General features: G+C 36.6%; 19 protein-coding genes and 3 pseudogenes. 4 read left to right on the forward strand and 18 right to left on the reverse strand.

The genetic code is table 11. The features are described 5' to 3' along the window. Positions 1 to 148: 148 nt before the first annotated feature. The 8 genes and pseudogenes from V7108_RS20135 to V7108_RS20170 form a co-directional block, all read right to left on the reverse strand. Positions 149 to 520 carry a YkvA family protein gene (locus V7108_RS20135; protein WP_335569299.1) on the reverse strand — a complete coding sequence of 124 codons (372 nt, stop codon included), beginning with the start codon at positions 518 to 520 and terminating at the stop codon, positions 149 to 151. 87 nt (positions 521 to 607) lie between these two features. Continuing rightward, positions 608 to 691 (reverse strand): annotated as a pseudogene (locus tag V7108_RS20140) (hypothetical protein); the annotation flags it as partial. 336 nt (positions 692 to 1,027) lie between these two features. Then, complete coding sequence (locus tag V7108_RS20145; RefSeq protein WP_335569214.1) at positions 1,028 to 1,897, reverse strand: AbaSI family restriction endonuclease; 870 nt, start codon at positions 1,895 to 1,897, stop codon at positions 1,028 to 1,030. A gap of 45 nt (positions 1,898 to 1,942) precedes the next feature. Further along, the gene (locus tag V7108_RS20150; RefSeq protein ID WP_335569215.1) at positions 1,943 to 3,229 is read right to left on the reverse strand and encodes an ADP-ribosylglycohydrolase family protein; all 1,287 of its coding nucleotides are present in this window, start codon (positions 3,227 to 3,229) and stop codon (positions 1,943 to 1,945) included. A 758-nt stretch (positions 3,230 to 3,987) separates the two neighbouring features. Next, positions 3,988 to 4,446 carry a helix-hairpin-helix domain-containing protein gene (locus tag V7108_RS20155; protein ID WP_335569216.1) on the reverse strand — a complete coding sequence of 153 codons (459 nt, stop codon included), beginning with the start codon at positions 4,444 to 4,446 and terminating at the stop codon, positions 3,988 to 3,990. 286 nt (positions 4,447 to 4,732) lie between these two features. After that, positions 4,733 to 5,146 carry a VOC family protein gene (locus tag V7108_RS20160; protein WP_335569217.1) on the reverse strand — a complete coding sequence of 138 codons (414 nt, stop codon included), beginning with the start codon at positions 5,144 to 5,146 and terminating at the stop codon, positions 4,733 to 4,735. A gap of 21 nt (positions 5,147 to 5,167) precedes the next feature. Further along, positions 5,168 to 5,386 (reverse strand): hypothetical protein, encoded by a 219-nt coding sequence (locus V7108_RS20165; RefSeq protein WP_335569218.1) that lies wholly within the window; start codon positions 5,384 to 5,386, stop codon positions 5,168 to 5,170. A gap of 368 nt (positions 5,387 to 5,754) precedes the next feature. Continuing rightward, positions 5,755 to 6,107, reverse strand: a pseudogene (locus tag V7108_RS20170) (VOC family protein). Positions 6,108 to 6,338: 231 nt separating this feature from the next. Here V7108_RS20170 and V7108_RS20175 point away from each other — a divergent pair. Further along, positions 6,339 to 6,493 (forward strand): annotated as a pseudogene (locus tag V7108_RS20175) (tyrosine-type recombinase/integrase); the annotation flags it as partial. 184 nt (positions 6,494 to 6,677) lie between these two features. Continuing rightward, positions 6,678 to 7,958 carry an SH3 domain-containing protein gene (locus V7108_RS20180; RefSeq protein WP_335569219.1) on the forward strand — a complete coding sequence of 427 codons (1,281 nt, stop codon included), beginning with the start codon at positions 6,678 to 6,680 and terminating at the stop codon, positions 7,956 to 7,958. Positions 7,959 to 8,262: 304 nt separating this feature from the next. Here the strand turns inward: V7108_RS20180 and V7108_RS20185 are convergent, their stop codons facing one another. Then, a complete protein-coding gene (locus V7108_RS20185) occupies positions 8,263 to 8,403 on the reverse strand; it encodes a hypothetical protein (protein WP_335569220.1) in 141 nt (46 codons plus the stop codon). A gap of 540 nt (positions 8,404 to 8,943) precedes the next feature. On the opposite strand from V7108_RS20185, the gene V7108_RS20190 reads away from it, so the two are divergent. Then, positions 8,944 to 10,263 carry a short-chain fatty acid transporter gene (locus V7108_RS20190; RefSeq protein ID WP_335569221.1) on the forward strand — a complete coding sequence of 440 codons (1,320 nt, stop codon included), beginning with the start codon at positions 8,944 to 8,946 and terminating at the stop codon, positions 10,261 to 10,263. 514 nt (positions 10,264 to 10,777) lie between these two features. Next, a complete protein-coding gene (locus tag V7108_RS20195) occupies positions 10,778 to 11,188 on the forward strand; it encodes a spore coat protein (RefSeq protein ID WP_335569222.1) in 411 nt (136 codons plus the stop codon). Positions 11,189 to 11,500: 312 nt separating this feature from the next. Here V7108_RS20195 and V7108_RS26945 read toward each other — a convergent pair whose 3' ends face one another. The 9 genes from V7108_RS26945 to V7108_RS20235 form a co-directional block, all read right to left on the reverse strand. Further along, entirely contained in the window at positions 11,501 to 11,656 is a 156-nt protein-coding gene (locus tag V7108_RS26945; protein ID WP_420489204.1) for a YolD-like family protein, read from the reverse strand. A 78-nt stretch (positions 11,657 to 11,734) separates the two neighbouring features. Next, complete coding sequence (locus V7108_RS20200) at positions 11,735 to 12,379, reverse strand: hypothetical protein (protein WP_335569223.1); 645 nt, start codon at positions 12,377 to 12,379, stop codon at positions 11,735 to 11,737. A 292-nt stretch (positions 12,380 to 12,671) separates the two neighbouring features. Continuing rightward, positions 12,672 to 12,935, reverse strand: a complete 264-nt coding sequence (locus tag V7108_RS20205) for a hypothetical protein (protein WP_335569224.1) — start codon at positions 12,933 to 12,935, stop codon at positions 12,672 to 12,674. A 12-nt stretch (positions 12,936 to 12,947) separates the two neighbouring features. Beyond that, positions 12,948 to 13,082, reverse strand: coding sequence for a hypothetical protein (locus V7108_RS20210; RefSeq protein ID WP_335569225.1), 135 nt, complete (start codon positions 13,080 to 13,082; stop codon positions 12,948 to 12,950). A 265-nt stretch (positions 13,083 to 13,347) separates the two neighbouring features. Continuing rightward, the gene (locus V7108_RS20215) at positions 13,348 to 13,929 is read right to left on the reverse strand and encodes a hypothetical protein (RefSeq protein WP_335569226.1); all 582 of its coding nucleotides are present in this window, start codon (positions 13,927 to 13,929) and stop codon (positions 13,348 to 13,350) included. A gap of 326 nt (positions 13,930 to 14,255) precedes the next feature. Next, the gene (locus V7108_RS20220; protein ID WP_335569227.1) at positions 14,256 to 15,263 is read right to left on the reverse strand and encodes a bifunctional metallophosphatase/5'-nucleotidase; all 1,008 of its coding nucleotides are present in this window, start codon (positions 15,261 to 15,263) and stop codon (positions 14,256 to 14,258) included. Positions 15,264 to 15,516: 253 nt separating this feature from the next. Continuing rightward, on the reverse strand, positions 15,517 to 16,509 hold the full coding sequence (locus V7108_RS20225; RefSeq protein ID WP_335569228.1) for a DUF3895 domain-containing protein: 993 nt from the start codon (positions 16,507 to 16,509) through the stop codon (positions 15,517 to 15,519). A 27-nt stretch (positions 16,510 to 16,536) separates the two neighbouring features. After that, the gene (locus tag V7108_RS20230) at positions 16,537 to 16,746 is read right to left on the reverse strand and encodes a hypothetical protein (protein WP_335569229.1); all 210 of its coding nucleotides are present in this window, start codon (positions 16,744 to 16,746) and stop codon (positions 16,537 to 16,539) included. Between the two features lie 565 nt (positions 16,747 to 17,311). Next, positions 17,312 to 18,520, reverse strand: coding sequence for a HAMP domain-containing sensor histidine kinase (locus tag V7108_RS20235; protein WP_335511992.1), 1,209 nt, complete (start codon positions 18,518 to 18,520; stop codon positions 17,312 to 17,314). Positions 18,521 to 18,606: the final 86 nt, after the last annotated feature.

Genomic DNA, 18,606 nt, shown 5'->3' on the forward strand with positions numbered 1-18,606 from the left:
AGAGTTTTACATTGATTTAAAAAAGCTAATCTATTAGATAGTACTCTGGTCTTGCCTATTTATCTTTTTAGGGTAAGGTATTACTAAATAAGAGCACTTTTCATAAATAAAAAAGAGAGGGTGTCCTCTCCTCTAAAAAAATGCTTGTTTATCCCAATTTTGCATCAATATCTGATGTGTCTACATTATCTCCAAACCAATCCTTAAGCTTAGCTTTGGCTTCCTGTTTTATGTCATCATCGATGTACATCGCAACTTGCAATAATGCTAAACCTACAGCTCCTAAATCATCAGTGTAACCCACACCAACTGCAACGTCTGGTATTAAATCAAATGGTAGAATGAAATATCCTAATGCTCCAATGATAATAGCTTTTGCCTTCATTGGCACGTTTGGTTTTTGCAGGGTATAATACAAAAGTAATACGGCATAGACAACAGAAGAACCTGCTTTCTTTGCAAATTTCTTTAATTTCCCCCAAAACTTTTCATCTGAAAAATTCTTACCCGCTGCTTCCATTTCTTTTTCAATTTCTTCTTGTGTGGTTGCTATTTTCTCTCCAAATTCCCGCTGAATATTATCTTTTGATAGTGACTGCTTGCATATACCACATTTTGCAAGTGATAATCTTTCACTTTCTACTCTGTTTTTTTGAGAACAATGTGGGCATTCGGCAATAATCATAGGCATTTTTGTTCACTCCAGTTGAATTATTTAGATATATTATACAATTTAGTATAAAAGTAGTATATAAAGAATTACTAAACTTACCCATCTAAATCATATAAAAATGAAATACTCAGTTGAGACTCCAAACATAAAACAATTAGGATTATAAATAAAAAGGTTGCCCCAATCCATAAAATAGACTAGCAGGACTCCCCCAAACGATCTCAGCCATTTGGCACCCCTCCATCATTTATAAACATGGGAATATTTTACCATACACCCACATTTCATAAAACTTTTTTTACCAATAGTTAAGTCTTTCGCTACAGTAACCTGGCAGCCAGCCATACAAGGAATCTAGTTCCTTCCCAACGGAGCATAGGTTTTAACCACATCCGAATATTTTACCCAATGAAGATTTCCCTCTTCTCTTGTCTTTGCTATATCTAACCGAAATACACCTTTAAAGCGATACATAATATCACCCAGCGGCCCTTTTACCCTTGCAAATACAATTCGCTTGTGAATCCCTGAATCTATATGATCGTTGATGTGCTCGATTGCTCGAACAGGGTCAATATGTTTTTCACGAATGATCATTCCATCCGAAGAAATGCTATTATCCCACTCGGTGTTTGGATATAGTTTTGGAAACCAAATCGTTACCCCTTCTTCAATGGGGTGCTTGGCTCCGCCTCTCATTAACGCCCGCCAATTGTACCCAAAACAATTGCATGCCTCAAAAGAGCGATGAAACGCAACATTATCTTTTAGGTCGATATATCCCAAATCTATATAGGTTTGTGGAGAGACTTCTTTTTCAATATCCCAAGGAACAAAATCCTCCCCCATTTGAAGCCTTAAAGCTTGTATATGCTCAACAATCGATTGGACTTGTCTATGAATCTCTTCTATTCCATTAACAACCTTCACTCTATGTATTTCATGCCCTGTAGAATGGATAATATCCTGCTCTCTAATCTTATCCGATTTGATATTCACATCATTTTCATGGTGCAATTCATCCACTTCAACATGAAGATGGAACTGTGGAAAGTACATGTCGGTTAGCGCATACCTGCCATCGTCTCTTGTAACATATTGCTGTGTAATAAACTTAATATCTAAATCGTCGAGAATATGCCAAATTCTTGTCACCACATAATTCTCATAGTTTTTCTTATTTGTTTTAGCCAACTGCTTCAGAATAAATTCTAATTTTGTCATTCCTTTTCCCCCTTTATACAAAGGCTGGGAAACCCCAGCCCCCCTCTATTTAATAAACCCCTGTTGCCTCATATCATCTTCCATAGCAAGCTCAGTTTGTCTTAAACTCTCTAATTCTTCGAATTCATCACTCGTATATTCGGGCTCAACGCCTTGGTGTATTTGATTCAGATGTTCAGCCTCTAATTTTAACCAATATAATTCGTTTTGGATAATAACGTCTGGTGCGCCGAGATCCATTAGCCGTCTAGAGCGCTTGAACCGAACTTGTATTTTCCACCATTTATCATATTTCTTTTTAAAATCAACTTGGTCTTCTAAAAGCGAAGCTCTGTATAAAAATAGATTTTCCCTCAAACTATTCATCATCGCAGCAGGCTTACCTCCCCGCTCAGCCAATTCATAGATCTGGTGAGTTACGTTAACTACCTCCTGAAGATAGTCTGCTTGGTTTTCTTTTACCTCTAACGTGTCTTTGTCTCTAATTTCAAAGAGGACTTCCGCCAGCTCATCCAGATATTTGTGGTTTAGAAGAAAATCTTTATAAGGTATCCTGCCGTAGCCCACTTCCAACCCTTTTAGCCCGCCAGCAATGGCTGCAATGGTATCACTATCATTGCCCATGTTAACTGCACCAATCATGACATCAAGAAAACTATCCTTGTTGAGCAGCCAGTAGAATACCCACTTTAGGGTATGAACCACATAGCCGCTCGGGGGACAATCAGGTTCTTTACTATAATCAATATCATATTGGGTGTTCTTGATTTCAGTTGCTATTGCACTTTTCAACTCTTCACCATGAAGAAGTCGTCTCGCAATACGGTTATAGATCACACATGCCTCGGAGGCTGAATCCTCATGATGAGTCATTTTCGATTGAAGAATTGACACCTCTTCCATTTTTTTAATATCCGAATAGGCGAATGCAATTGGTAAACATCTCATGAGGGTGCCGTTTCCGCCACTCTGTTCAAGGTGTTGATGGGTTAACTCAGCCGCATTAAACCAATCCCCCTGATAATTGCGAAAAGTAGTGGCAATCGTAATCCCGATATCCTTTGGATTCGTAGCCCTCCATTTCAAAAATTCCTTGCCGATGTCTTCAATAGGGTCAGTAGAATTTGCAATAATACCCTTTGCCACCGCAATCGTCATGTCCGTATCATCGGACGTTTCTCCGCTTTCAAAGCCAAACACACCGCCGCCTAAGATTTCCGTTACCACCCCATACTGCTCTTTTATCTCCTCAGGGCTCATGAACTCAGTCGCTACCCCCATTGCATCCCCAGCGGCAAATCCAAGCAAACCGCCTTTCATCTTATCTAGCATGAACATCGCTCCCATCCTAATTTTTTGTTTAATAGTTCTAGGCTGTTACCTTTGAGGAACAACACCGTTAATTTAATATCTTCCAGTATTGTACCAACCCAGAACGACGTAATAAGTTTCTCTAGACAAATTTAAAGATAAAAAAAAACGGACTGATACCTGTGCTTCAACCATTTTTACTAGATCTTCTTTTCGACAATTTCCTTCGTACTATGAAGGATAAAACACAGGATTGACAGCATTTAAGGCTTTTCTAATCAATCGATTGATTAGTGCCAATTCTACTAATTAATCATTTGATTAAAATTCGGGTAAACCCTTTTATAAAACGAACTCTTGCCCGCTTTCAAGAAAAATAATTGTCGTTTTATGGTTGTAGTTTTTGGAATGTATCTTCAAAACTAACAATAGAAACAATTAATATACAAATTCCTGCAAAATCAACAAGTTCTCCTACTAACTAATCGATTGATTAAAAGGGCAGTAAACCCTTTTAAATAGAGCTTTTATCTGTTTTTTTCAGAAAAATTATTGTCGAGGAAATAATCTTTCAATTTTCTAAAGGATATTAAAGAGTACGAAATTCTGATGATCGTAATTCATCCTTCTAGATTTCTGTCCAGGAGGGACATAAAAAGGCGAAACCTTCGTTTGTTCAATAAAAAAAGATGTGCCGCAGCAACACCTTGATGAACCCTAGCCCCCCGTTGGTTAAGAGATAATTCTACACAAGTTTTATCTGATTTTGCTTTCCATTTTTATTCATACCAAGCTTTTATTGGTCTATTACTAGGAAAACCTACTTTGTCACGGTAAGACTTTCTCTCTTCTGTAAAATCAAACCACTGTTTACTACTCTCTGGATTGTTTGAATAGTTAATCACACAACGAATTTGGTCTTCAACACAACTATCAGTCCATACACCTAATTTTTGTTCTAATTCATCAAAGAGTTTGGCACCATCTTTTTCCTTGATTTCAGATAATGAAAAAAGGTTCAACTCAAAAACCAGTTTTTCAGATAATTTAGAACCAATAGAAGGGACGCTTTGGAAATCTGCTAACCCCTTTAAAACTTTAGCTCTATCAACAGAAATGTCTAACATAAGAGCTATTTGTTCTCTAGTAAAAGTATGTATTTCATTAATTTTTACTTTCGCTTTTCTAAGTTTTGATTTTTCGCCGTCTGTTAAGGGCAATTTAGGAATGGAACTCATAAATAATACCTCCTCATCCAAATACTAAATATTCATTTATTCACGTAATCTTCATAAACAAACCCTATAGTTAAATAAGAAAAAGCGCCTGAAATGGCAGCTGATCTGAAAGAAACGCAACCGGAAGTTCATAAATTAATATCCGTTAGAAGAAAATTTGAAGTAATGCTCCTACGATGAAACAATAATATGTAAAATAAACCAGCTTCCCATTTTTCATAATTCCTAACGCAAGTTTTCCATTATCCTACAATTAACAGGCAATGATTTATTAACATCACCTTATTTAAATAAGATATCTTTCTTTAAAGATTGGACTAAGCTCACTCCATACATCAAATTTATTACCATCTAAATCATAAAAAACAAAATTTCTTCCAGCGTGCCCTCTGTCTTCAATCTCTCCTACTCTAATTTCACTTTGCTTAAAGTCTTTGTGTATGGCTTCTAAGGCATTTAATCCATTCACTTCGAATGTTAGCGAAAAGCGCTCATTACCATAACTATCAAAGAAATTGGCGCTTTGATTTTCATTAGACTTCACAAGAAAAATGCTTTGATTGGCAAAGTTTAAAATAGCTTTGTCTTGATCTTTGTAGCCTAACTCTGCTCCTAATTTATTTACATACCAATCAGAAGAAAGGTCTACATTCGTTACTGGTATATACGTTGTTCCGATCCTTAATAATTTCTCACGCATTTTTTGTCTCCTTTCAAATCTTTAAGCCTGAATTGCTAAATAAATCTGTACTTCTTCATCTCCTTCACCTATTGGGTGATATGTCTCGATAATATAAGCATCAAGGTCTCTTTGATAACCTTGTTCTTCTCCCCAATTCAATAAATTCAAATGAAGTTCTCCCAAATTTGATATATTCCCTCTTGTAGTGATGTAACTTCTATTTGTTTCAATATTTTTCCATTCCCGTTGGTACTTCATTTAATTTCTCACTCACCATTAGCCCTACATAATAATGACCTATCTTATGCTCCTCATCCTTTTTAGGCTCAAATAATGCAATTTCGGTCTCTGTGAATGTTGGATTTCGTTTGAGCGGCGTAACAGCTGCTTTGCAAGCAAGGGTACTACATGACCAAAGTTACCAAACTCCCCCCCTACCTTTTAATCCAACAAGCTTAAATTCTTTTCTAACCATCATAAACGGCATATTAACTTCTCCAGTCACACAAAATTCCATAATATTCTAATTTTATTAATTCAACAAAAAATCCTTACTTCCTGCATTGAAGTAAGGATTTGATATTGATCTATGTTGGCTTACTGCATTTATAATGAAAAAAGATGTGCTATTGGCAAACTCCTAATGGATTATCATCTGGATCATAGAATGTAAAAAACCTAGTTGTTCCTGCTCCTCCAATTGGATTCACTTTTAAATTATTCTCTAGTAAAAGTTTGTGGGTTTCTTCTATGTCGGCAGGAATAAAATTATAATATTTTCCCACCCCAAACTTATTTTCTGGAAACCTCATTGGTTTGTGGTTTAAGGTTCTTACCAAACATACTACCGTTGGGGATTGCTCGCTAATCTGCACCACAGCTGCCTCTTCTTCAATGTATATTCGTTTAAAGCCAAGTATTTCTTCATACCATTTTGCTGAAAAAGCAGGTCCTTCACAGGAATAAAAACTCCTTCCATACCCTTAAAAACCAGGGTGTTCAATATCCTCAACTCCTTGTAAATATGTATTATTTTAAAATTTGACAGATTTGTTGTTATATCTTCTTGTGGTCCAAAATTACTCCCTGTACGTCTAAAAAACGCTACTTCCGTTTCAGGTAATCCTTTTCATTTTAAAACACCACATTTGGAGATAATTAGGTCTTAAAGCATTTCAACATCTATTGGAAAAATTCCTTCTTCAACATCCAACTACGCCACAGCTATGCAACACCCCTATTGAACAACGGATCTCTCTCGATGTTATTCAAAGTTTACTAGGACACGAAAAAAGCGAGACCACTAGAATTTATGCTCAGTTAAGCGGAAGCATTAGAAGAGAATTTTATAGAAACTATTTTTAGAAATGCTGGAAAAGTTAAGCCAATGCATTTCCTTTGGTATAGGTGCTCATACAAAAGGTGGAAATACCTCCAACATAATCATATTTCGACTAATTATGACAATTTTGGGACAGAAAATGGTGAAGTATTACGAATATTACATAGTAAGAGTTAATTTAGAGAGAGAATAGGGGAATTGATTATTTTGACTACACAATTAGTTGTAAATGGTGAATGGACACTTAGCAGGAAAGAAACCTACGGAAAAGGTAAGCTAGCAAAAAGTGTACCTGTTTTCACCACAAGAATGGAAAAACGCGAATATTATAAGAGTATCCATTTTGATATTCGAAATGTACTAGACGCCCAAGGGTTTTTAAAGGATATCCGTACTAATTGGAATACATATGTATCACAGGTTCACGAATGGATTCAAAAAAATGTTGTAAAAAAACTGGTAGTGACAGGCATTTTTATGGTTGTCCTTGGCTTGTACACCAGCACAGCAAATGCAGCCATTCATATTCAAGAATACACCTATCAGGTAAAAAGCGGCGAAAAAATTGAAACCATTGCGATGCAGCATGGTGTCACCGCCCAAGAAATATTAGAGGCTAATGGACTGACTTCCATTGACGGCAAAAAAATTCTTTTACCAAAAGTAGAAGACAGAACGGTGACCGCTACCACACTAAATATTCGCTCACAGCCAACAACGGAAAGCAGTATAATTGGAACCTATAAAAAAGGGAATGTCGTGAAGGTGGCATTTATTGAAGATGGTTGGGCTGGCATTCTGATCAAAGGGCGGGTTTGTTTCGTCAGCGCGGATTACCTCACAAACGCACCTGCACAAGCAGGCACACCTACAGTCGAAGCTCAAACGAAAACCATGTATGTAACGGCCTCATCCTTAAGAGTTCGTGCAGCTGCTACTACCAGCAGTGCTGTACTAGGTTCATTTCAATTAGATGATCGTGTAACTGTAATCTCCAGTTCAAAAGGGTGGGCCAAGATTCAATTCCATGGCAAAACAGCGTATGTGAGTGAAACCTTTTTAACGAAAAAACAGCCAGCTCCTGCACCAAATGAGTCTAGTAACACCAGCAGCACAACAGTTAATCCAACTGTGTATGTGATTAAAAGCGGGGATACCTTTACAAAAATCGGCAAAGCCTTAGGGGTCCCTGCCTCAACCATACAAGCACTCAATCCAGCCTTGGAACCAACCCGGCTGCAAATTGGACAAAAAATCAAAGTCCCTGCAGCAACAGTCACTACTGCGAATCAGATAATGGTGACAGCTTCCATTGGGGGTGTCCAACCGAATGGAACCTTCCGATTTATCACGTCCAACGGAAGCACATACACCGCAAAGGCAGAAGGCAACATGATAAACGAACTATTCGACCATCAAGGAGAAAAAGTAACCATAACGCTCGAAGCAAAAAGAGGCAAGAAAATGATCCTCCTTTCTATTCAATAGGATTCATGCAAACGAATCTAGAGCCATTCCCGCTATGAAAATGAGTAGGAATGGCCCTTTTATTGTGTTAGATTATGGCAGGAAAAAACGTATCCGCTCTTCTTAGTTCCCCGTCGCCATTAACCATTCTGCTCTAATCAAACAAATGAATAAAAGTCCCACAACCTTCTCTAAAATGAACTTTTTCCAGCAAACCAACCGATATCTCTGATTCTCCTTTTTCAAATTGAACTAAAACAGAAGAAAACCACCCCAACAGGGATGGCTAGAATAAGGTTCATCAAACTATACCTCAGCAATTTGGTTATGCAAAAAACGCTTTTACTTTTCGAGAGCCTTTTACTAAGTAGGCGATAGATTTTATATAAATTGGATATCCTTGGGTGTTATGAATAGCGTCTTCAACATCAATAAATGCTGGCTCGAATTTCTTTTTCCCAATCATGACTTCCTCTCCTATTTTTTCAATTCTAAATTTAAACTTTTCCGTTAACTTTCATAATGTCTAAGCTCTAAAAAGCAAACATAAAAGCGAACCTTTTTATTCTTAGCATGCATGGCTGCAAGTTTTAGCAGATCCAAAAGAATAGCCTTCGAGACAAAATCTTTTTTTACCCCCATTTTTCTAACTTGGTAGGAATACTCTAGATGTTCTAGGATACGCGTTTCTTTCAATTTATCATGAATTATAGAATCCAAATCTAATGTCAGGAAACCTATCAATCCCTTAAAAGCTTTCCGCCATTTTTACTAGATCCACTTCTCGACAATATTCTTCGTAGTAAGGGGGATAAAACACTGGCTTTACAGCACTTCAATCATTTGGTAAAAACTGATTCTACTAAAATATTATAATCCTAATTTACTGGGTATTTTCAACCAATTTCCCAAATTTACAAAAAATCCACAGGAAAAGGAAGGTATTTCTGAATCTTTATAAAATACATACTATTGTTGCAATAACACATCAAAGGGAGAGAACTTTATGAAAGTATTGGTATCATTTTTTAACCGCATCATGCAGAGGTACTTGCCAGATCCATTTCTATTCGTCATCATTTTAACTTTTGTTGTATTTGGACTAGGCCTTATTTTTACAGATAACGGACCATACCAAATGGTCCAGCACTGGGGAAATGGCTTTTGGGGACTTTTGTCCTTTACGATGCAGATGGTTCTCGTATTGGTAACAGGACATGTCTTGGCAAGCAGCTATATTTTTAAAAAAGGGTTAGGATCTCTTGCTTCATTTGCCAAGTCACCAGGGCAAGCTATTGTCATCGTCACGATTGTATCGATGATTGCCAGCCTAATTAACTGGGGATTCGGGCTTGTCATTGGCGCTTTGTTTGCAAAGGAATTAGCGAAAAGAGTAAAAAATGTTGATTACAGGCTGCTAATTGCGAGCGCCTACTCAGGGTTTCTCGTATGGCATGGAGGAATTTCAGGGTCTGTCCCATTGACAATTGCCACTCCAGGACACTTTACAGAAAATCTAATCGGTGTTATACCAACAAGTGAAACAATTTTTTCAACCTTTAATATCGTGATTGTATTAGGGTTGCTTGTAACCATTCCGATTATCAACCGCTTAAGTATGCCGTCAAAGGAACAAACAATAACGGTTGACCCCGTACTTTTGGAGGGTGATATCCAGGCAGCGGCCATTGAAAAGGATGCTCTAACACCTGCTGACAAACTTGAAAACAGCAAACTTGTTTCTTTATTAATTGGGTTACTTGGACTTGTTTTTCTATTTTACTATTTCGCTACTAATGGATTTAAGTTAAATCTCGATATCGTCAATTTCTTATTTTTATTCCTTGGTATTCTCTTTCACGGTACTCCAAAACAATTCTTGGAAGCTGTGTTGAATGCGGTCAAAGGAGCGAGCGGCATTATCATCCAATTCCCTTTCTATGCTGGATTAATGGGATTGATGACGACCTCAGGATTAGCCGCGGTCATTTCTGATGCGTTTATTGCCATTTCAAATGAATTTACCTTCCCAATGCTTGCCTTTTTAAGCGCTGGAATTGTCAACTTCTTCGTTCCTTCTGGCGGAGGGCAATGGGCAGTTCAAGGCCCTATTATGCTGGATGCAGCGACACAACTTGGTGCTTCACTTCCAAAAACCGCGATGGCAGTTGCATGGGGCGACGCCTGGACCAACATGATCCAGCCATTCTGGGCCCTTCCAGCACTGGCAATCGCTGGTCTGAAGGCGAAGGACATCATGGGGTACCTTGTAATGGTCCTTGTTGTCAGCGGTGTAGTCATTTCACTAGGATTCTTATTCTTCTAAACAGCAGTGAGGATGATTCTGAGAAAATGAATCATCCTCTCTTTTTATGTTGATTGGGTCTATTGTTGGGAGGCTTCTTTAATAATTTAATTGTCACACAGTACTTTAATGCGTTAAAATTTTAGTGAAGCGGGGGTCTGATCCCCTAGAAACTGTGGGAGAAATAAAGTTTAATAAATATCAACCTTACGGAATATATGTACAAAAATTGTTCATAATACGATTGACACTGTCTCGGAATTTCCTCCTAATTTCTAGAGTTAATGTTGTCGTGAGACCACCCAAACTGACTCCCCTTCTTTTGGGTGGTCTTTTTTGTCGCAATTTTTATCATGTTATACTTTACTCGAATTGCGAACTATTAATTCAACCCTATAAAGTCACAAAAGGAAGTTTGTTCTTGTATAATCCACTTATTTAAAATTTCCACATTTTCTTCAGTCTGTTTGTCCAATTCATTTCACTATTTTCGAATATATTAATTTTGTAATCTGTTATTAAGGAGGTGAAAAATATGCGTTCACGTGAATATAAGTGGGTCAGTTTCAGAAACGATGATTCTGTTAGTGGTGACCAAACAATTCAGCAATCATTAACCACTTCACAAAGACAACTCCAGTCATTAGTCGTTCGCAATTCTAATAACATTAATGTTGTTCAAACTGAAGCTCAGGCATTAGTTGTCGTACAAGCAGCTTTACAGGCTGCCATCGAAGCAGCTATTACAGCGCTAGGTAGAAGCAATAAAGATGTTAAAACTCTTCAAGCGATTTCCCAGCGTCTATCAGCGTCTCAATCAGAATCTCAATCAATCTTAATCGACAATTCTTCCGCCATTACTGTTACTCAAACTGAGCTACAAATTACTGCAGTCGTACAAGCTGCTATTAATTTGTTAGCTGAAATAGCTTTGAAAGTTGGTTAAATTTACACCTTAATATTTTAGAGGAAAGGAGATGATAATTATGTCATTACTTTGGTTCAAGTGTTGTCATAATTATTATTCACCTTTCCTTTTAATCATTTGCAAACTATAATATTTCCGTAGATCATAGACGTCGTAATGTATCTCTTCTTCTGAACACTTCGGAGATGGGATTCTTCACTGCTTTCTTGTTTCCTTTCAGGTAAAAAGTCAGATAAGACTTCGCTCCAAGAATCCCCGTAATAACTCTTACATTCATTAATAACTATTCTTGCAAGCCAAGGAAATGGCTTTTCTATATTCTATGTTAGCTTAATTCAAAACCTTCACTCCAATTAAATTATCGAAAGCCACCCGTTCAAATTTCCCAGACTTTAGTACAATCCGCAGCTCATGAGTTATAGGATCGACGTAATGAACACGACCAGTAATGTCGTGAGTAAATCCATCATCCCATACTGTTAGCATTCCGCATGATTGTATTCTGTTGCGTATACTATACGCAGGTTCAACGAACGCAACCCGTTAATTGAAGAAAATATCTAATTAAAATTCTTTACCCCATTCATCTTCTAAAATTACACCATTTTCAGCGATATACTCCAAAATAACCGAACCATGTTGCAATTTATCTTCGCTTTTTAGAAAAGATATGAACTCATTGAGAATTTTTTCGTCCCCGTCGCTCCTTTTTCGATGAACAGTAATACGGATGGTAGGTGCAACGTCAAATTCTTTATAACTTTTAGGATTAACAGGGTCAATACCCAATTCCTGCCCAATTTTATCATTGATAATGGAAACATGAAAATCTGTTGTTTTTCCAAAATTCTCTATAATAAAAGGATGTATTTCAGTTTCTAAATCATCCTCCCATTTATCAGCAATGTATGTGTCAACTATTTGTTTTGTTTCATTATCATAATAAACGAAAAATTCTGTATTACCTTTCTTATCCCTAACCTTAGCAGCATATTCAAATCCAAAGTTTCCCATATTATCATACAGAGTGTCATATACCTCGAAGTTATCATTAAATTTATCTTCTAAATATTGCTCCGCTTGAATCTTTATCTTTTCCTCTTCATCTTTATCAGGCTTCATTTCTAATACAAAGGTAACTACAAGTAGTCCAATTCCTAATAAGATGACACCCAAAACACCAAGTGTGATTTTTAGAAATTTATTCAAAACATCCCCTCCATCATTTAACATTTTACCGAAAAAACTAAAATACCTATTAAAGTATCGTAACGTTGAAGAAGGATCAATAATGTTAATACTTAAAGCTGCACTGAAATTGACAGCGGTTTTGGCTGTCTTTTTTTAAGTGTAAACCCTTAATGTCCATCCATAAAAATGATGTCAATTGCTATGTCAAAGTTAAATAAATTTTGCAGAAGCCTTGTGTCATTTACTAAGAAAGCACCCGAAAACGGAACCCTTTACCTTATAAGCTCTAGCACATTTGTTTACCAATTTCTTACCCCTGTATGGCTTCTTCCTTTTCAAAGATATCCACTATCACCAATCCTGTTTCAAAGTTAATCACGACATACCCCTTCTGGTCAGGGAATTGTTCCATAATCCGTTTCGGAAGTACTTCCGCATATTCTTCTAGCGATGCGCCAAAGGCCGGTTTCCCCTTTGGGAACCGCTTAAAATCCTCCTCCAACTCAGGTGTAATCGTAAACTCCTTTGGATCAACTTGAAACTCATACCTCTTCATGCCATTAACTTTCGTCAACTTGTTTCCCTCCTATACCCCCTCTTCTCCAAGGCATTCATCAATGAAGTCTTCTAGACTGTCACAATATTCATTACCAAAACCTATTTCCAGTTCAAATTCCCCTATAGGTAAATCCCATGATAGTGAAATATACTCTAACGGCACCTCCCATCCCTCCTTTCCACCAATTACCCATGATCAGACAAAATAAAAAAAGACAGCACAGAAAGGCAGAGAGCAAATAAAACCAAATGGATAGGCACACTTCGCCCCTAATCCAGGTTCCTTGCATTTCTTACCGTTCTAGCTGTCATATTTATCAAATGTTCAATGAGTTATTGTTTGATTTAGTTGTTAGGGTTTTATTATCCCTCATTATACCAATTTTGTTAAAAAAATCAATATTAGCTATTCCTTCTCTAAGAATAACTTATGCAAAAAACGCTTTTACCTTTTGAGTACCTTTTACTAAGTAAGCAATGGATTTAATATAGATTGGATAACCTTGAGTGTTCTGAATAGCATCTTCAACATCAATTAATGCTGGGACTAACTTCTTCTTTCCAAACATGACTTCCTCGCCAACTTTTTCAATTCTAAATTTAAAAGTTTCCGTTAATTTTTCATAATGTCTAAGCTCTAAATAGCTGACGTAAAAGCGAACCTGTTTATTCTTAGCATGCATGGCTGCCAGCTCAAGCAGATCCAAAAGAATAGCTTTCGAGGCAAACTCTTTTTTCACTCCCATTTTTCGAACCTGGTAAGAATGCTTTAGATTTTGCAGGATGCGCGTTTCTTTCGATATATCCACTAAATCGTTATTCTCCAAGAGATTGGCATCGCATGGTACAAATTCGATTGTTCCAACACTCGTTGCAGTTTTATCCTTTAAAATAAAAGCCTCTGAGCTATCCGTAAGCGTTGATACTTGATATTTTCTCTCACTGGCAATTTGACTCCATAGATTCATAAATTCTTCTCTTTGTTCCTTGTTTTCTACTAATAAATGCACCGTTAAATCCTCCCGCTAGTCGTCTTACTTTGTCCATACCATTGTGAAGCAACTACCCAATTTTAGCAATGAAAAACTAAATTTAATCCAGTTTTTTACAAGGAGAAACTGATACCAAACCCTTTAACAAAATTAGGTCGTTCTTCAAATATAGGATTACGGATTCTTTTGATTTATGAAGTGCAAGGATTGATGAGGATATACGCGAGTTCTTTTATGAAACACCCCTCCATGTAGAGGGAGGTAACAGAAGAAAAACAAAAGGGCTGCCAGTCAGTTGGTTTTCACCGACTTTCTGGACAAGCCCCAATCCTACTTCAACTATATTATTGTGCATTCATCCCTGCACGATAATTATCTATAATCGCTTGTATCTCCGGATCTGCAGAAACGTTGGTAACATCGTAGAGGAATCCATCCGATTCTACCAACTTCATTTGACCGTTAACAACTTCAAAAGTCAAATCCAGGCGACCTAAATAATTCTCTTGTTCGCCGCCAGCTTGAGTGATCGGCACCATTACCTCACCGTTGAACTCGTATTCAGGCGTTTTGATGACCTTGTGTGTATCTGCGCCAAGTACCGCTGAAACTCCAGGAATCTTAGCCAAGTTGTGGTCTTCCGGATTTCCGGCATGAGAAAGGACAATGTTAATGTCCGACTTTTCACTTACTTCAGGAAGTAATGCTTTCAAGGCATCAACCGGTTCAATAAAATCGAGGTCCGCAACATCATTCCATCCGCGAATTTCAGGTTTCATCGAAGTAAGGCCGATCAAACCGACTTTAATACCATCGAAAGTAAACCCCTTCCAAGGCTTAACATTCTGTATGTACTTTCCAGTTTCCTTGTTAATGACATTACCAGTGAGAATTGGGAAATTCACATTACGTTGGTAATCTTTTAACTGTTCATAACGGCTATACGGCGTACCCTCTCCAGCCGGGTATACGCGAAAGTCGTTGTTTCCAAGAACCATCGCATCATAGTCCATTGCCTTCAAAAGTGATGTCTCAAGCTCTCCTTGACCCGCCTGAAACTCGCCGCGCAGGAAGACATCCCCGCCATCAACGAGCATCACATTCTCCTCTACATTACGAACATTTTCAATGATGGTAGCATATTTCGCAATTGAATTGTGATGAACCGTTCCATCATCCAGCGTAAGTATATCATCTAAATGACCATGTAAGTCATTCGTTTGGAGAATGGTGAGTTCAAACTGTTCTCCCTCCTTAAGCTTCCCCTCAGCCTCAGCTGTAAAAGGATTCGCGACTAAAGCAGCAGCCATCGCCAATGAAAAACTGCCCATCAATAAATTTTTCCTCATCATATTCGTACACTCTCCTCCTATTCTTTACTCAATTAAATAGTAAAACAGGATTGTAAAGTTATGATTAATTTGGGATTAAAATCATGATAAGATGGAGCATTCCTATCCACTATCCTTCTCCTAGGGAACGATTCTGTATTTTCATGTCTTGAATAACACATAACCGTTCTTAAATGATATATTTAAGCATTTAAAACGAAGATTAATATAGAAGCCTTCTCTATCTAGATTAGAGAAGGCCTTTCCTTAAAATCTATTGTTTAAATTTATATTTTCTATCGTCTGTACCATTAACTTCTTCAAGGTAAACAACATTTTGGTTAATGAGGTCTTCTAAATAGACACAAACCATTGGATAAATCTTTGGTTTACCTGTTATGTATCTTTGGTCAGCAACAATGTGATTTTTAATTAATAATTCACAAATAATCCGGACACTAGAAACGGTTTCAAGGTAGTGAAGAACCTTATCTTTTACGGCAACTGTTAAGTTATTGGTTAATGGTATTTTTTTCTTCTCTTTTTCTTGAGCTGCTGATTGATCCTTTGTATCTTCAAATAAATCAAATTCCAATGTGAATTGATTAGCTTCTTTTGTGTAGTTATCGGTTTCGGTAGATTCTTTAATGGTTGGCATATCTATCACTCTTGGACGTTTTAATTCTCTTTGTGATACGAATTCATTTATTAATTGTTTCAACCGTTTTATTTGCCGTTCAAGCAACGGGACGTTGTTTGCAAGATGATCATTTATATCTTTCGGAAGGACAATTTCACTTGGAATATTTGAACTTACTTCCTCTAGTGTCCAATTTTGAGTAATTTTGTTAAGCAATTCATCCATTTCATAATCAATAGTAGTAAATCCCCTTTTTATGGCATTTACAAGTTCACTTGGTATTCCTGTATGTTCTTCGAAGTGAGTAATTCCGAAACGTCTTTTCTCATTCGTACTCTTATGCTTCACAATATACTGATATCTTAAAGGCCGCCCGCACTCACATGGGGTTTCAGAATTCACAAATCCATTATCTATATAATCTTCTAATATCCATTCATCTAGTAACATTTCAATTTCATCAATAGATGCAGACTCGGGCAAAATAATTCCTTTGTCCATTGCCATCTGGTTAGCAAAAATAGTTTTTTTTCCTCTCTTAACGTGCTCTTGTATGAAGGTTCTCTGCTGGTCAGTCAATACTGATAATAATGATTCACGTTCATCATTTGTTAGCGTCATATTCATTACTTCTATCCAACCTCCTTAACCTATCTATAATAATTTGTTAACCAGCTTATGTTCAGAACAAGAGTGACATTGTTCCCTTCTCCGTTCGATAACCATACTGTTTTTTAGATGGTTGCAAATTTGGTTTATTTGTTGTCTGGGATGAATATGTAAAACTTCAGATAAGCAATCGTCACAGTAAAATTGAATCTTTTTGTCTTTAATAAAGCCAAGAACTACTTCTGAATTCGTCATTTTAGCAACCCCTTTATGCACATTCTAAAAAAGCTGAATTTTAAATTTATAACATCTAAATTATAACATTATAGGTAATATCACCCATGTGTTTTTACTAGATTAGTAAAATTTCTTAGTTCTTATAAATTGACTAGTTAAGGGATATTAATAGGGAGAACTGAGAAAATATCTATTTTTAGTTAGCTGGAAAGGAAAGGGTCCCTTACACAAATATGCAAGAGACCCTTCCTATGTTGAGTTTTAATTGCTAATAACCTGTTAGTATTTAATCAATATCTCGACAATTTTCTTCCTGCTAATAACGAGCAAACGAAGTAATAACTACACATAATGCATTTCTAATCAAACGATTAGTTAACTCTAATTCTACTAATCAAACGCTTGATTAAATAGCGCATGAACCCTAAGATATATGGGTTTCTTCTTGATTCTAGGAGTGGAATTTGTCAAAACAAAGTATGTTTTATTAGATTGCTCTTCAACTTGTACTCCAAGGTAAAGCCAACCTTACATTCCGCTTATCTTTATACCTCTGGTTAAACTATGCACAAAATGAATACAATCAAGGTTTGGAAGATGGAAACCGTATCGTGACTGTAGTTCCATGACCTATAGAGGAATGGAAATCAATCGTGCCTTTATATTTTTCCACAATGTTAAAGCAAATCATCATCCCTAATCCTGTTCCTTTACTTTTTAAAGAATAAAAAGGAGTACCTAAGGATGCAATTTGTGCTTCTGACATTCCTTGTCCATGATCAATTACTTTAATGACGACAAATTCCTTTTCCCTCTCGGTGGTCACATGAACCAGGTCACCAATATTGGAAGCCTCAATGGCATTTTTTATAATATTTATAAATAATTGTTTAAACTCTATGATGTTAGCTGAAATCATACAATCTCCGGTTACTTTTAATTCAATCCGATTATCGTGTAAAAGTCCATATGAATGAAGCAAATCTGTAACACTCTGAAGAACAACATTTACATTGACATTTTCAGTTTCATTCTCTTTATCTGGTTTCGCAATCGATAAGAATTGCGAAATAACCTGTTCAGCCGTATTTAATTCATCAATCATTAAAGAAAATTGTCCTTTTCGATCATCACTAAAGGAAGAATCTTGCTCAAATAGCTGCAAAAAACCTTTCACAACGGTCAGAGGATTTCTAATTTCATGGGCAACAGCCGCTGCAAGCTGGCCGGTCGTCTTCAAACGCTCAGAATGTTGTATTTGTTCGTAATAGATTTGTTGTTTTTTAATTCTTCCACTTGTTAAATAAAAAATAAAATAAATAATGATTTGACTAGCAATAAAGTTAAAGAAATTTCCTAATGGATCCTCTTCTATATAGGGATATTGCAGTCCTCGATCAATCAAAAGAATATATCCAAATACTATCATGATTAATATAGTGTTTAATAACAAGGAAAAGTAAAAAAGCTTTGAATCGAAAAACAAGATTGAAAGTGCTGGAATAAAACATAGAAATATAAACGTGGACCACGTATCAGGATAAAAAAGGAAAAGGACGTAAAAATAAACGGATGCGACGATGATGATGGTCACTCTAAGAACAGCAGTACCATTCTTAGGATAAATCAGTAAACAAAGAGACAGAATGAACACCAGTATGCTGTGTGATATGTAAACAACTCCGAATTCACCTAAACGCGGGTTATCAATTAACAAACCTGAAATCATAATGGCGATTACGATCCACACGACAATATAATAGATTCTTTTATTCAATTTATTCGTAGTCATACAAACCTCTTTTATCATAATCTTAAATGCACTCTCTAAAATATACCATTTATAGGTATACTAGGGTAATCCCGAGGGACGTTAGT

This window comes from Neobacillus vireti (assembly GCF_036962345.1).
Taxonomy (GTDB): domain Bacteria; phylum Bacillota; class Bacilli; order Bacillales; family Cytobacillaceae; genus Neobacillus; species Neobacillus vireti_A.

What these genes read in the sequence shown, in the direction of transcription:
- V7108_RS20155 (WP_335569216.1), bottom strand. Translation starts at nt 4,446, where the DNA reads ATGAGTTCCATTCCTAAATTGCCCTTAACAGACGGCGAAAAATCAAAA.
- V7108_RS20165 (WP_335569218.1), bottom strand. Translation starts at nt 5,386, where the DNA reads ATGAAGTACCAACGGGAATGGAAAAATATTGAAACAAATAGAAGTTAC.
- V7108_RS20230 (WP_335569229.1), bottom strand. Translation starts at nt 16,746, where the DNA reads ATGACGAATTCAGAAGTAGTTCTTGGCTTTATTAAAGACAAAAAGATT.
- V7108_RS20145 (WP_335569214.1), bottom strand. Translation starts at nt 1,897, where the DNA reads ATGACAAAATTAGAATTTATTCTGAAGCAGTTGGCTAAAACAAATAAG.
- V7108_RS20220 (WP_335569227.1), bottom strand. Translation starts at nt 15,263, where the DNA reads ATGATGAGGAAAAATTTATTGATGGGCAGTTTTTCATTGGCGATGGCT.
- V7108_RS20195 (WP_335569222.1), top strand. Translation starts at nt 10,778, where the DNA reads ATGCGTTCACGTGAATATAAGTGGGTCAGTTTCAGAAACGATGATTCT.
- V7108_RS20185 (WP_335569220.1), bottom strand. Translation starts at nt 8,403, where the DNA reads ATGATTGGGAAAAAGAAATTCGAGCCAGCATTTATTGATGTTGAAGAC.
- V7108_RS20225 (WP_335569228.1), bottom strand. Translation starts at nt 16,509, where the DNA reads ATGAATATGACGCTAACAAATGATGAACGTGAATCATTATTATCAGTA.
- V7108_RS20160 (WP_335569217.1), bottom strand. Translation starts at nt 5,146, where the DNA reads ATGCGTGAGAAATTATTAAGGATCGGAACAACGTATATACCAGTAACG.
- V7108_RS26945 (WP_420489204.1), bottom strand. Translation starts at nt 11,656, where the DNA reads ATGCTAACAGTATGGGATGATGGATTTACTCACGACATTACTGGTCGT.
- V7108_RS20190 (WP_335569221.1), top strand. Translation starts at nt 8,944, where the DNA reads ATGAAAGTATTGGTATCATTTTTTAACCGCATCATGCAGAGGTACTTG.
- V7108_RS20150 (WP_335569215.1), bottom strand. Translation starts at nt 3,229, where the DNA reads ATGCTAGATAAGATGAAAGGCGGTTTGCTTGGATTTGCCGCTGGGGAT.
- V7108_RS20135 (WP_335569299.1), bottom strand. Translation starts at nt 520, where the DNA reads ATGGAAGCAGCGGGTAAGAATTTTTCAGATGAAAAGTTTTGGGGGAAA.
- V7108_RS20235 (WP_335511992.1), bottom strand. Translation starts at nt 18,520, where the DNA reads ATGACTACGAATAAATTGAATAAAAGAATCTATTATATTGTCGTGTGG.